This window comes from Cupriavidus pampae (assembly GCF_914271485.1).
GTDB classification, from domain to species: domain Bacteria; phylum Pseudomonadota; class Gammaproteobacteria; order Burkholderiales; family Burkholderiaceae; genus Cupriavidus; species Cupriavidus pampae.
Genome location: NZ_CAJZAG010000001.1, coordinates 385961 through 399816 on the forward strand (window position 1 = coordinate 385961; position 13856 = coordinate 399816).

The 13856-nt window shown below is 65.8% G+C and carries 9 protein-coding genes and 1 pseudogene; 7 read left to right on the top strand and 3 right to left on the bottom strand.

Features of this window, described 5'->3' with window-relative positions; genetic code table 11:
• Positions 1-31: 31 nt before the first annotated feature.
• Positions 32-553, top strand: a complete 522-nt coding sequence (locus tag LDO41_RS01715) for a sigma-70 family RNA polymerase sigma factor (protein ID WP_223981059.1) — start codon at positions 32-34, stop codon at positions 551-553.
• 10 nt (positions 554-563) lie between these two features.
• On the opposite strand, the gene LDO41_RS01720 is transcribed toward LDO41_RS01715, so the two are convergent.
• Complete coding sequence (locus LDO41_RS01720; RefSeq protein ID WP_223981062.1) at positions 564-1904, bottom strand: lysine N(6)-hydroxylase/L-ornithine N(5)-oxygenase family protein; 1341 nt, start codon at positions 1902-1904, stop codon at positions 564-566.
• Positions 1891-2640, bottom strand: a pseudogene (locus LDO41_RS01725) (GNAT family N-acetyltransferase); the annotation flags it as partial. The pseudogene LDO41_RS01725 and the gene LDO41_RS01720, both read right to left, overlap by 14 nt.
• Before the next feature lie 195 nt (positions 2641-2835).
• Here LDO41_RS01725 and LDO41_RS01730 point away from each other — a divergent pair.
• The 6 genes from LDO41_RS01730 (at position 2836) to LDO41_RS01755 (ending at position 10867) form a co-directional block, all read left to right on the top strand.
• Positions 2836-4530 (top strand): cyclic peptide export ABC transporter, encoded by a 1695-nt coding sequence (locus LDO41_RS01730; RefSeq protein ID WP_223981065.1) that lies wholly within the window; start codon positions 2836-2838, stop codon positions 4528-4530.
• A gap of 6 nt (positions 4531-4536) precedes the next feature.
• Positions 4537-5004 (top strand): transcriptional repressor, encoded by a 468-nt coding sequence (locus LDO41_RS01735; protein ID WP_223981068.1) that lies wholly within the window; start codon positions 4537-4539, stop codon positions 5002-5004.
• A 74-nt stretch (positions 5005-5078) separates the two neighbouring features.
• Entirely contained in the window at positions 5079-6155 is a 1077-nt protein-coding gene (locus tag LDO41_RS01740; RefSeq protein WP_223982320.1) for an efflux RND transporter periplasmic adaptor subunit, read from the top strand.
• Complete coding sequence (locus LDO41_RS01745; protein ID WP_223981072.1) at positions 6152-8098, top strand: ABC transporter permease; 1947 nt, start codon at positions 6152-6154, stop codon at positions 8096-8098. Before LDO41_RS01740 ends, LDO41_RS01745 begins: the two co-directional genes overlap by 4 nt.
• 2 nt (positions 8099-8100) lie before the next feature.
• Positions 8101-9510, top strand: a complete 1410-nt coding sequence (locus LDO41_RS01750) for an efflux transporter outer membrane subunit (protein ID WP_223981075.1) — start codon at positions 8101-8103, stop codon at positions 9508-9510.
• Between the two features lie 196 nt (positions 9511-9706).
• Positions 9707-10867 (top strand): NAD-dependent formate dehydrogenase, encoded by a 1161-nt coding sequence (locus LDO41_RS01755; RefSeq protein ID WP_223981077.1) that lies wholly within the window; start codon positions 9707-9709, stop codon positions 10865-10867.
• Positions 10868-10909: 42 nt separating this feature from the next.
• Here LDO41_RS01755 and LDO41_RS01760 read toward each other — a convergent pair whose 3' ends face one another.
• The gene (locus LDO41_RS01760; protein ID WP_223981081.1) at positions 10910-13849 is read right to left on the bottom strand and encodes an ATP-binding protein; all 2940 of its coding nucleotides are present in this window, start codon (positions 13847-13849) and stop codon (positions 10910-10912) included.
• Between the last annotated feature and the right edge of the window lie 7 nt (positions 13850-13856).

The window sequence follows — 13856 nt, forward strand, 5'->3', positions numbered from 1 at the left end:
CATTGGCGAAAATGACACGGAGACACTGTCAATGTCGATGCTCGCACCTTGCCAGACGCTTGCCGCAGTATTTATCGATAACCGGGCGCAGTTGCGCCGGATCGCTCAAGGCATCGTTCGCAGCACGGAAACCGCCGACGATATCGTCCAGGACGCCTGGCTGCGCATCGCCGACGCCGAACGCCTGCGCAATGTCGAGCGCCCGTTCTGCTATTGCTGTCAGGTGGTGCGCAACCTCGCGCTCGATCACTGCCGCCGTCAGGCCCTCGAGGCCACGTATCGCATCTTCGATATCGAGGTGGAGCATATCGACCAGCCCACGCATGCGACCCCGCAAAAGCTGTTGCTCGACGCCGAGATCCTTGCCGCCATCGAGCACAACCTTTCGAAGCTGCCAACGCGCACGCGTCAGGCCTACGAGCTATCGCGCACGCGCGGCATGACCCAGCGTCAGATTGCCGTGCAACTGGGCTGCTCGCTGGGTCTGGTCAATGCGATGCTTGCGGACGCGGCACGCGCCATCGAAGCGTGCCGCGACCTGCTGGTGGATTGAGTCGCGAGGCTCAGATTCGCGCGGCGTAGGCCACGTTGCGCCGGCTCGGGCCATGATTGCCCAAAGGGGCAGGGGGCACGTTGCCAAGGGGAGCGGGGCTGAGCGCCGCAGTAATCTCGCCGGTACGCACGGCCGTCACCGACAGCAGCGTGTCGCTCAGACCATGGCTCGACTCGCATGCACCCTGCAGGAAGATGCCGGGCCGGAACTCGGCCGGCGTTGACACGCGATAGTTGCGGTCCACCGCGATCTCGCCCACCCAGGGCGCCAGCGATGCGAGCAGATCGCGATGCTGGCGCCGCTCATAGCCGGTGCCCAGTACCACGAGGTCATACTCGTTGGATTGGTTGGCGTGGCTGGCTTCAGGGCCGGCGTCCAGATCCTGCAGTTCGAGGCGAATGCTGCCGCCCAGATCCCGCGCGCCGAGCACCTCATGCCGGCGCAGGATGCGATGACGCTCCTCGCCGCGCACACGCTGCTCGTAGCACACGTTGAAGATCGTCTCGATGATGGCGAGGTCCGGCGCGGAGTAGTTCGCATGCCAGTAGCTGCGCAACATGGCATCGCGTTCGTGATCGGGCCGGTGATAGACGTGGTCGACGAACTCGGCGTTGAAGACCTCGTTGACGAACGGGCTGTTGTCAGACGGGCGAATGGCGTGCCCACGCATGATCAGGTCGATACGGGTCGACGGGTAGCGGCCATGCAGATCCATAAACAGTTCCGCCGAGCTCTGGCCCGCGCCGATCACCGCGATGCGACGCGGCTGCGCATGCTCGCTGATGCTGCGCAGATAGCGGCTCGAATGGAACACGCGCGGGCTGCCACGCAGCGGTGCGAATACCTCGGGAATATTGGGCGTGCCGCCCACGCCCACCACGAGGTTGCGGCCCAGGCGCTCGCGCAACTCCCCATCGCGCGTGCGCGACCGCACCCGCAACAGTGCAACCTGTCCGTTCTGCACCTCGGGCACCACCTCGACCACCTCCTCGCCATAGGCGCAGCGATCTTCGAAATGAGACGCGGCCCACGCCAGATAATCGTGAAACTCGTGGCGGCTCGGGAAGAAGGTCTTGAGGTTGATGAAATCCTGTAGCCGGCCTTTTTCGTGCAGATAGTTGATAAAGGTGAACCGGCTCGACGGATTGCGCAGCGTGGCCAGATCCTTCAGAAACGAGATCTGCATATGCGCATTATCGAGCAGCATGTCCTGGTGCCAGGAGAACGCAGGCTGCTTCTCGAGGAAAACGGTCGAAAGCGCCTGGCCACCGTGGTTTTGCTCTTCCAGCGCAATGGCCAGCGCAACGTTGGAGGGGCCGAAGCCGATGCCGATCAGGTCATGAACTTGCATAGGAGGTCGTGGCGATGAGGTCATGGGGTTTTGCGGGGGTGTCCTGCAGGCCATCCGGGGTCTGCGGCATCCAGAGGGCTTCACCGAAGAAGCGCTCGCGCAACAGCACGCCGAGCACGGCGCGCTTGTGAGGAAAATCGAACTCCTTGATCAGCGCATAGCCGCAACGGCTCAGGCTCTTGCGCATCTTCAGGTTGTCGGCGCGCGGCTCGATGACGACGCGCTGGGTCCGGCAGTCGTCAAGGAACAGGTAATGCGAGATCGATGGCATCCACGCGGTCAGCCACTGTCGTCCGCGGAAGCGCGCCTCGCCAACCAGCACGTGCCAGCCGCGATCGTAGTCGGTGGCATCGCAGAACGGCGCGATGCGGTCTTCGCGCGCCCAGTACGTCTCGAAGTAGCCGAAGGGGACGCCGTCGAAGCAGCCGATCAGCCCTGTCGCATGCGGGTCCGCCGCCACGCGTTCGAGGTAGGCGCGCTGGTGTGCCGCATCGCCTTCCTCCTGCCAGAAATGCGCGACGACGGGATCGTTCATCCAGCGGTGCAGCAACGGGACGTCCGCTTCCACGTCCACCGCGCGGAACGTCAGGGTCTGACCGAGCCATGGAATCTCACGCGCATAGACCACACCCTGTTGCTTGGGCGGGCGTCGTGGATGGCGCTTGCCATCGGACATCACGTGCACCTGCGGAAACGGCTCGCGTGGCGCGGCAAGCCATGGGGCAGGGCGTTGCCACTGCATCATGAGTTCCGCGCTGGGAGTAGATAGTTGGGTGTCCATGCCCGTAGAAGACGACCGGCGCGCGTGAATGTTCAGGAATTTGCGACGTGTTCATAAATTCCCAGACCTGAACATTCGGTGGACGGCTTCGTCTAGCGTATGTCCGGTGCGCTGCGCCGTCTTGTGCCGCCGCCGCGGCAACGGAATCTCATGCGATCGTCTCATCGTCCCGCTCTAGAAGTGTTTCGCCTGCTTAAACCATTCCTGGCGTGGATCGCGCTGTCCGCCGTCACCGGCATGGGTGCCGGGGTCGCCACGGTAGCGCTGCTGTCGACGATCAATACGGTACTGAACCGCCAGGGTGGCATGGCTGGCGGCCTGTTGCTGACGTTCACTGGGCTTTGCGTGGTGGCGCTGGTGGGACGTGCCGTGTCCGACGTCTCCACCAACCTCGTGGGTCAGCGCCTCGTCGCCAGCGTGCGCACCAGCCTCGCACGCAAAATTCTGTCGGCGCCGATCGATGCGCTGGAGCGATATCGCACCCATCGCCTGATGCCCGTGCTGACGCAGGACGTCGATATGATCAGCGACGTGGCATTTTCGCTATCCGCCACCGTGATTTCCTGCGCTGTCGTGACGGGTTGCCTGACCTATCTCGCGATCCTGTCGCTGCCGCTGTTCGGCCTGCTGGTGGTCATGCTGGTGATCGGCGCGGGCATCCAGACGCGGGCCATGTCCCATGCGATGTCGGGATTCTGGCAGGCGCGCGATCACGAAGAACAGTTGCACAAGGCGTTCCGCGGCATCAGCGAGGGCGCGAAGGAATTGCGCATGCATCGCGCGCGCCGCATGGGCATTCTGAGCGGGCAGGTGGAGCGCATCGTCGAAGCCATTCGCCAGATCAATCGACGTGCCATCAATACCTACGTCGTGGCCACCGCCTTCGGCTCGGCGTTGTACTTTCTGCTGATCGCGGTGATTCTGGGCTGGGCCGCGATGCGCAACGTGGAGCCGAGCGTGCTGAGCGGCTTCGTGCTCGTGCTGCTGTTTCTGAAAGGCCCGGTGGACCAGATCGTCGGCGCGCTACCCGGCATCGGGCGTGCCAAGGTCGCGTTCGCGCGCATCGCGGACCTGTCCGCGCGCTTCGCCAACCCGGAGCCGCACCTCGTGCTCGAGCAACCGCCGGCCGAGGTCCATTTCCATCGCGCCATCGAGATGCGCGGCGTGCGCTATGCCTTCGACGCCGCGGACGGCGTGCAGCCATTCGTGCTCGGTCCGATCGACCTGACGCTACGTCCGGGAGAGCTGGTGTTTGTGGTGGGTGACAACGGCTCGGGCAAGACCACGCTCATCAAATTGCTGCTCGGCCTGTATGCGCCGCATGAAGGCCAGTTGCTGCTCGATGGTGTGGTGGTGTCCGCGCAGACCCGCGACGATTATCGCCAGTTGTTCACCACCGTGTTCGCGGACTTCTATCTGTTCGAGGATCTGGTGGCACAAGGAGGCGCTCATGCGGGGGGGATCGCGGCGTTACCCGAAGCGGCGATTCCCTATCTGGAGCGACTGGAGATCGCCCACAAGGTGCGCGTCAAGGACGGCGCATTCAGCACGCTCGATCTGTCCACGGGGCAGCGCAAGCGGCTGGCGCTCGTGCATGCCTATCTTGAGGGGCGGCCCGTGCTCGTGTTCGACGAATGGGCGGCGGATCAGGACCCGACGTTCCGCCAGCTCTTCTATACGGAACTGTTGCCCGAGCTGCGCAACCGGGGCCACCTGGTTATCGCGATCTCGCACGACGACCGGTATTTCCATCTGGCCGATCGTGTCATCACGATGCAGGCGGGCCGGATCGTCAGCCAGGAAGGTGTGCAGGAGAAAAATACCGTCAACGTCGCTGCCGCGTGAGGACCCATGCTTGCTCTGGATGACGCGCAGGATCTGCGCGAACAACTGACTGCCGCGGGCGTCAAGCCCACCCCCAAGCTGTTGAACGTACTTGGCGTGCTGGTCGAGATCGGCGATGGCTGGCTGTGCGGCGAGGATATCTACCGCCGCATCCTGCGGCGTGGCGATTCGCCGTCGCTCAGCATCGCCACCGTGTACCGGCAATTGAAGCTGCTCGAAGCCCACCGGGTCGTGGTCCGGGTCTGGCATGAGCACGGGCGTACCCCGCGCGCGGTGTACCGGCGCCGCGTCGTGTCGCCACTCGAACAGAACGTCCGTCTGCGCGGGGTATCGCAGGGGGAATGGGTCACGATCGACAATGCGGCGAAGCGCGATCTGCTATTGCAGGCGCTGGAACAATGCGGCTTTCCCGATGCGGGCCATTGGGAGATCGAGATTGGTGTGCCGCAGTCGCAAGAGGAGCAGCGGTGTTGAATGCGGTCAAGCAGGGCGGCCGGCATCGCTGGCTGTTGGCCGCGGTAGCGATCGGCATTGCCGCGGCCGTCACCATGGGCCTTACCCATCGGTCCACACCGCCACGCGAGTTCGCCGAAGTGAGCCTCGCCACGATCGAATCGAGCGTGACTGCGCTGGGCGTGCTGCAGCCCCATCGCTATGTCGATGTTGGCGCGCAGGTGTCCGGGCAGATTCAGAGCATCCATATTCAGCCGGGCGAGGTCGTCAAGCAGGGGCAACTGCTCGTCGAGATCGACCCCAGCGTGCAACAGGCCACCGTGGATGCTGGCCGCGCGTCGCTGAACGCGCTGCGCGCGCAGCTGGCGGAGGCGCGGGCCCGTCATCGACAGGCCGCTCAGCAACTGGCACGTCAGCACCGGCTCGCGGCGGAGGATGCCACGCGCGAGGAAGATATGCAGGCTGCCGAAGCGGATCAGGCCACCGCTGCCGCGCGCATGGACAATATCGCCGCGCAGATCGCCCAGACGCAGGCCACGCTCAAGGCGGACGAAGCGCGGCTGGGTTATACGCGAATCTTTGCGCCGATGGCGGGCACCGTGGTGTCGGTGGAGGCGCGCGAGGGGCAGACGCTCAACGCCACGTACCAGACGCCGAACATCCTGCGCCTGGCGGACCTCGGTACGATGACCGTCTGGTCCGAGGTGGCGGAAGCCGACGTGCGCCGCGTCAAAGCCGGCATGCCGGTCTATTTCACCACGCTCGGTGGTGACGGCCGCCGCTGGCAGGGCAAGGTCCGCCAGGTTCTGCCCGCGCCGCCACCGCCGCCAGAGAAGGCTTCGGGCGAGGCGACGGGCAGTACGCCCAAGACCGCGGGCAAGGTGGTCGTCTACACCGCACTGTTCGATGTCGGCAATGAAGACGGCGAGCTGATGCCGCAAATGACTGCGCAAGTCACGTTCCTCGAAGCCACCGCGCGTGATGCCGTGTCGGTGCCGGCCGCGGCGCTGACCCCCGCGGAGGGCCCTGGCCTCTATACCGTGCGCGTGCTGCATGCCGATGGCCAGGTGGAGTCGCGCAAAGTCCGTGCGGGCGTGCGCAACCGCTTCCGTGTGCAGGTGCTGGAAGGGCTTCGCCCGGGTGAGCGCGTGCTGGTCGAGGCCAGTTCGTGACGACGGTCAACACGCCGCTGATCGCGCTGCGCGGCATCCGCAAGTCCTATGGTGGCGGTGGCCATGGTGCCCCCGCCACCGACGTGTTGCGCGGCGTCTCGCTGGAGATCCACGCTGGGGAATTCGTGGCGATCGTCGGGGCCTCCGGCTCCGGCAAATCGACGCTGATGAATATCCTCGGCTGCCTGGACCGCCCGTCGTCGGGCCAGTATCTGTTCGATGGCCGGGACGTCTCCGCGTTCGACGCCGATGCCCTGGCATGGTTGCGCCGCGAGGCATTCGGCTTCGTGTTCCAGGGCTACCACCTCGTGTCCAGCGAGACCGCGCGTGAGAACGTCGAGATCCCGGCACTCTATGCCGGCACCCCCGAGGCAGAGCGGCGCGCGCGTGCCACGTCGTTGCTGGAACGACTGGGCATGGGCGCGCGGCTCGACCACAAACCAAGCCAATTGTCGGGTGGCCAGCAACAGCGGGTGGCCATCGCGCGCGCGCTGATGAACGGCGGGCGCATCGTGCTGGCCGATGAACCCACCGGGGCGCTGGACAGCGCCAGCGGCGCCGAAGTCATGGCGCTGCTGCGCGAACTCGCCAGCCAGGGCCATACGGTCATCCTGATCACGCACGATCGCGAGATTGCCGTGCAGGCACCGCGCGTGATCGAAGTGAAAGACGGGATGGTCACGAGCGATGGCGGTCCGGCCGAACGCGTGGGCAGCGCGCCTTTCGTGCGCACCCACGGCGCCCATGGCCAGGCCAGTGCCATCGCTGATCTGCGCGAAGCCATGCGCGCCGCATGGCGCGTGATGTGGGGCAATCGGTTTCGTACGAGTCTGACGTTGCTTGGCATCGTGATCGGCGTGGCGTCGGTCATTGTGATGCTCGCAGTCGGCAACGGCTCCCAGCAGAAAGTCATGGAAGACATGGAAACCTTCGGCTCGCGCACGATGTTCGTGGCGGCGAACCCGGTCTCGTCGCGCGAGCGCGGAGCCCCGTTGACGCTCGACGACGTGCGCGTGATTGCCGACACGCCAAACGTCGAAGCGGTTGCGCCCTATATCGAAGACCGCGTGGTGGTGCAGCGCGGCAGCGTCGACCACAACACCGAAGGCGGTGGGACGACGCTCGAGTTCAGCAAGACGCTACGCTGGCCGGTGATCGAAGGTGCCATGTTCGACGAGGTCGACGAGCGGCAGGTGGCCAAGGTGGCGGTGATCGGCCAAACCGTGCGCAAGCGGTTGTTTGCTGATGGCAGCAACCCGGTGGGGCAGGACATTCTGGTCGACAAGGTCCCGTTTCAGGTGATCGGCGTGCTCGCCGCGAAAGGGTCTTCTGGTGGTGAGGATCAGGACGATCGCGTGGTGGTGCCGCTCTCCTCGGCGATCTCGCGCTTGTATGGACATCCCAATCCGACATGGATCGCCGTGCAGATCCAGGACACCGATCGCGCCAGTCAGACCGCCGGGCAGATCGAAGCGCGCCTCGCGGTCCAGCGCCGGTCCCGCGACGTACGCATCTGGAATCAGGCCGAGGCCATCCGCGTGCAGATGGCAACCGCGCAGACGATGACGGTGATGCTGGGGTTGATTGCCGCGGTGTCACTGGTAGTGGGCGGCATCGGCGTGATGAACGTGATGCTGATGACCGTGCGCGAACGCACGCGCGAGATCGGCATTCGCATGGCCACCGGCGCGCGTCAGCGCGACATCCTGCGCCAGTTTATGGCGGAGGCGATGCTCGTCACCTCCGTCGGCGGCGGCATCGGTCTGCTGCTTGGGCTGGTCACGGTGCTGGGGCTCAAACTGTTCGGCGTGCCGGTGTTGTTTTCCACGGCGGCGTGCGCGCTGGCATTCAGCTTCTCGGTGCTGACCGGTCTTATCTTCGGCTTTATGCCGGCCCGCAACGCCGCGCGACTGGATCCCGTCGTCGCCTTGACGGGAGAGTGACCATGCATCGCAAGCGGTGGCGTCACGTGTTCTATCGCCTGTTGCGCGCGCACGTCTGGGCGAGCATCGCAGTATTGGCAGGCTGTGCCATTCAGCAAGTCCCCGCATCGCGTGCAGTGGCGATACCCGAGGTGTGGCAGCTCGGGCAGACGGAGCCGAACGCCACGATGCCGCGTGAATGGTGGCGCGGATTCGGCAGCCCCGAACTCGACGCGCTGGTGGCGCAGGCACTGGAGCGGAGTCTGGACATCGACGCGGCCATTGCCCGCGTGGAACAGGCGGAGGCGCGCGCCCGCATCGCCGGCGCGCCACTGTGGCCGCAGTTGAATGCCACCGCGGATATCAATCGGGAGGGAAGCCTGGGCGGCAACCGCGCCACGCAGGGCAACGCCTATAACGCCGCGTTCGTCGCCACTTACGAACTGGATTTATGGGGACGCTACCGCGCCGAGCGCGACGCGGCACGCAAGGATCTGCTGGCCGCACGTCTCGATCAGGACGTGGCGCGCCTGACCGTTGCGGCGAGCGTCGTCACAGTATGGCTCAAGAGCCGCGAGCTTCAGGAGCGGATTGTCATTGCCGAGCGCAATCTGGCGAACGCCGAGCGTGTGTTGCGGCTGGTGGAAGCGCGCGCAAGGTCCGGCGCCGCGCTGCAACTGGAACTCGCGCAGCAGCGCGCGCTGGTGGCCGCCCAGCGCCGCACGATCCCCGCGCTACGGCAGCAGGAAGAGGCGGCACGCACCGCGCTTGCCGCACTGCTGGCGGAGCCGGCACCCGTCACGCTGACGGCGCCCGTAGACCTGGGCGCACTGCAAGTGCCGCTGGTCGCCGCCGATCTGCCGTCGACGCTGCTGGAACGCCGCCCCGATATTGCCGCCGCGGAGGCGCGCCTGGCCGCCGGCGACGCCAACCTCAACGCCGCGCGCGCGGCGATGTTCCCAAGCGTGACCCTTGGCGCCGGACTCGGGGTGTCCAGACTGCAAGTTGGCACGCTGTTCGAAGGCCCGATCTATACGCTCGCCGCCGCACTCACTGCGCCCATCTTCCAGGGCGGCCGTCTGGCCGGCACACGCGACCTCGCCGCGGCAGAGCGCCACGCGCTGCTGACGCAGTACCGCAAGACCATCATCGATGCGTTCGCCGACGTCGAGGTGGCTCTCAGCGCCGCTCGCGGCACCGACGCCGAGGCACAAGAGCAGCATGTGGAGCTGGAAGAAACCCGACGCGCCACACAACTCTCCGAAGCCCGCTATCGCGCTGGCGCGGACACCCTGCTGGTGCTGCTGGACAGCCAGCGCGCCTTCTATGCCGCACAGGATCAGGCGGTACGCCTGCTACAGGCGCGTCTGCAGGCGCGGGTCATGCTGTATCGCGCCTTCGGTGGCGGCTTTACCGACTCCGTCCGAAACTAGCTTTTTTCGGACGAAGTCGCCACCGAATTTGAGCGGTCACGATGACCTTTCCGCATTCACAGGTTCACGTTTCGTGAAGCGCTGCGAACAAGCGTGAATCCACCTTCTTCCCCGGACTGACGGCTGCTATATCGGTAGGGCGCGGACATGCGCACGACGAGATTGGCTTACCAGATGGCTTTCAGGAGCGGTGGACATGGCGAAGGTGCTTTGCGTTCTGTATCCGGACCCGGTAACGGGCTATCCCCCCAAATACGCACGGGACGATGTGCCGAAGATCGAGGCATATCCCAACGGGCAGACCGTGCCTTCCCCGCAAAGTCCGCTGGGCTTCAAGCCCGGCGAGATGGTCGGTTGCGTGTCCGGCGAGCTTGGCCTGCGGCCCTATCTGGAGCAACACGGTCACGAGCTGGTGGTCACGAGCGACAAGGACGGTGCGGACTCGATGTTCGATCGGCACCTCGTGGACGCCGACGTGGTGATCTCGCAACCGTTCTGGCCCGCGTATCTGACGGCCGAGCGCATCGCGCGCGCAAAGAAGCTCAAGCTCGCGCTGACCGCGGGTATCGGGTCCGATCACGTGGACCTCAAGGCGGCGGCCGAGCACGGCATCACGGTCGCGGAGGAGACGTACTCCAACAGCATCAGCGTGGCCGAGCACGTGGTAATGATGGTGCTGTCGCTGGTGCGCAACTATCTGCCCGCGCATCAATATGCGGTGAACGGCGGATGGAATATCGCGGATTGCGTGAGCCGCAGCTACGACCTCGAGGGCATGCATTTCGGCACGATCGCTGCCGGGCGCATCGGTATCGCCGTGCTGCGCCGCCTGAAGCCGTTCGACGTCAAGCTGCATTATCACAATCGTCATCGGCTCGCGCCGGAGGTCGAGGCGGAACTCGGCCTGACCTATCACGACTCGCCGCAGTCGATGGTCAAGGTGTGCGATGTGGTGAATCTGCAGACGCCGCTGTATCCCGCCACGCAGGGCATGATCGACGAGAAAATGCTGTCGCAGTTCAAGCGCGGCGCCTATCTGATCAACACCGCGCGCGGTGCGCTGTGCGATCGCGATGCCATCGTGCGCGCGCTGCAGTCGGGTCAGCTTGCCGGCTACGCGGGCGACGTCTGGGCGCCGCAGCCGGCACCGGTCGATCATCCGTGGCGCACGATGCCGCGTCAGGGCATGACGCCGCATATGTCGGGCAGCTCGCTGTCCGCGCAGGCGCGCTATGCGGCCGGTACGCTTGAAATTCTCGAATGCTTCTTCGAGGGACGGCCGATCCGGCCCGAGTACCTGATCGTCGATGGTGGCAATCTCGCGGGGACCGGGGCCAAATCGTACGGGCTGAGCTGACACTTCCGCGCCGTCATCTCGCGGCACGGCACCGCACGGCAATCAGCCGATGGTGTCGTGCCGCAGGTGGTCGCGCAGGCTGCCAATCAACGTACGTGCCTGTTGCAGATCCGCGGTGCCGTAGCCTTCGGTGAATCGTCCAAGCACGCCCGCGAGCGCGGACGCGGCCTCGGCGTTGCGGCCATGCTCGCTCAGGAGCTGGCTATAGCTCGTCATCGCGCGCAGTTCCCACGACAGAGCCTGGCTTTCGCGCGCGGTGCTGAGCGAGCGCAGGAAGCAGGTCTCGGCATTCTCGTGGCGCGCGTCCACGCGCCACAACTCGCCCTTGATGCGCAGCAGCTCCGCCAGGCACCAGCATTCCCCACTGCTGACGGCCGAGGTGATGGCCGCGTCGATGGTGGCATGCGCTTCCGCCAGATGCCCCGCGGCACCCAACCCCTGAGCCAGCGCACCGAGGAATGCCGGAAAGCGCAGCCGGAATCCGCATATGTCGAGCTCGTCGAGCGATTCGCGTAGCAAGGCAATGCCGCTACGATCGTCCAGCGCGATGCGCAACAGCCCGTCGAGGGCGACACTCAACGCATTCCAGTAACCGATAGGATGCAGTGCAAGATGTTCGCGCAACAGCGTCAGGCCATGACGCGCGCCATCATAGTCGCCCACGTGCAGGGCGATCGAGCACGTGGCATGGACCAGCGCGTTCGAGATCGACAACGCATGCTCGGTCATCTGCGCATGCGTGAACGCATGCCTTGCCGCCGTTACGGCGCGATCCGGATAGCCACGCAGCCATAGCACGTTGGACAGCGTGCCGTAAGCCGCGGCGCGCTGGTCAAGCTGAAAGCGCGCGATATGCGAGCGGCGCGCGGGGGTGACGTAGGCCGAGAGCATGCGCTCCAGATGGCTTTGCGCGCGCGTCTGATCGCCGAGGTAACGCAGCGACGTCGCCGTCATGCGATCGACGCCGTACTGCGCCGACTGATCACCGGTTTCATCGGCGAGCTTGCGGAACCGCGCTTCGATCTCCAGCGCGGTGCGATGTTCGCCGCGATAGGTGTGATAGACCGACAGACCCCATAGCGCGCGCAGCCGATGCTCGGCATCGCCGGTGCGTTCGGCGAATTCCAGCGTTTGCTGCCACGCCGCGCCCGCTTCCGGGGTGGAGCCCGTGGCATACAGCAGCGCCGCCGCGAGCGCGCCGGTCAGCTTCATCGCGACCACCGGATCCGCTTCCGCATCGACCCGCAGCAGGGCCCGGCGCACGAACTGCTGGCATTCCTCGTACAGCGACAGATGCATCCACAGCGGAATCGCGGCGAGTGTCAGCGCGATGGCCATGTCCTTCGTCATGGCATCCTCGGCGGCGAAGGCCCATCGCAATGCGCTGCGCACATCGTCGATCTTGCGATGATGATCGTGCAGCCATTCGTCGGTCGGCCGCTTCTCCCCTTCCGCCTCCGCGCTCGCCAGCCGCTGCATGGTCAATTGCGCGTGATGTTGCAGCCAGAGGTCGAGTTCGTCGTGTTCGAGCAGTTTGTGCTGACCGTAGGCCCGCGTGGTATCGAGCAGGCGGTAGTGCACGACGTCGAGGCTGAGGTCGGCAACGACAAGCGACTTGGCCACCAGCCGGGCCAATCTGTCGATGATGCACGTTGCCGCAGGCAACGCTGTAGCGCCGTGATGCAGGCCATGCAGCGCCACCGCCGACTCCAGCGTGAAGGGCGCGACAAAGACCGACAGGCTGCGCAGCAAGGCCTGCTCGTCGGCGGGCAGCGCGTTGTAGCTCCAGTCGAGCGCCGCGCCCAGCGTGCGATGGCGGGGCAAGGCGCCGCGGCGATCCTGCCGCAGCACACGGAAGCGATCGTCGAGCAGCAACTGGAGCTCGCGGATGCCGAACGCGTCCACGCGCGTCGCGGCCAGTTCGATCGCGAGCGCGATGCCGTCGAGCCGCCGGCAGATGTCGGCGACGATCGGCGCATCCTCGTCGCGCAGGCGGAAGTCGTCGACGCATTCCGCGGCACGCCGCACGAACAGGTCCACTGCGGCATAGGACAGCGCCTGGTCGGCGCTCAGTGTAGGCGACGGTGGGGGCAGCTCCAGTGGATGGAGGCGATGAACGCATTCGCCGCGCACGCGCAGCGTCTCGCGGCTGGTGGCGAGGATGCGCAGTTCCGGTACCGCATTCAGCATGCGCTCGATATGTGCCGCCACGTCGTCGATGACAAGCTCGCAGCTGTCCAGCACCAGCAGCGTGGGGTGTCCGCGCAACGCCAGCGCCAGCGCCCGCACCACGGTGGCGAGGCTGTCGCCCCCCTGCAGCGTGAGGCCGATCGCGGCGGCAATCGCATGGCCGACAAAGCGGCTGTCGGCCAGCACGCCGAGGTCGGCAAAGCGAACATCCGCCTCGTTGCGCGCAGCCACCTCCTGCGCGACGCTGAGCGCGACCGTGGTCTTGCCGATGCCGCCGGGGCCGAGCACCGTCACCAGACGATGGTGCTGCAACTGGTGTCCGATCGCGGCAATCGCCTCGTCGCGGCCCACGACGCAGGTGGTCAGTGCCGGCAGTCGCGAAGGTGGCGCCGCCGGCATGGGCGATTGCATCGGCGAGGTGCCGCTGACCACCGGCGAGACGAACCGGTAACCGCGTCCCACCACGGTGGCGATATAGCGCTGGCCATCCTGACCGTCGCCGAGCGCGCGCCGTAGCGCGGTCATGTGCACCTTGAGATTGCTTTCCTCGACCACGGTGTGGGGCCACGCGCGCGCCATCAGCTCGCCCTTGAGCACGAGTTGGCCGCTGCGTTCGGCCAGCGCGGCCAGCAACTCGATTGCGCGCGCGCCCATATGAACGGGCGCATCGTGCTTCAGCAGCAACTGTTGCGCGGGATAGAGCCGGAACGGTCCGAACGTGAACACCGACGCGCTGGCGAGGTCCTGCGTCGGGGATGGGAGGGGAGAAGACTTGGCAGAGTCGAGGGTCACAGTACGC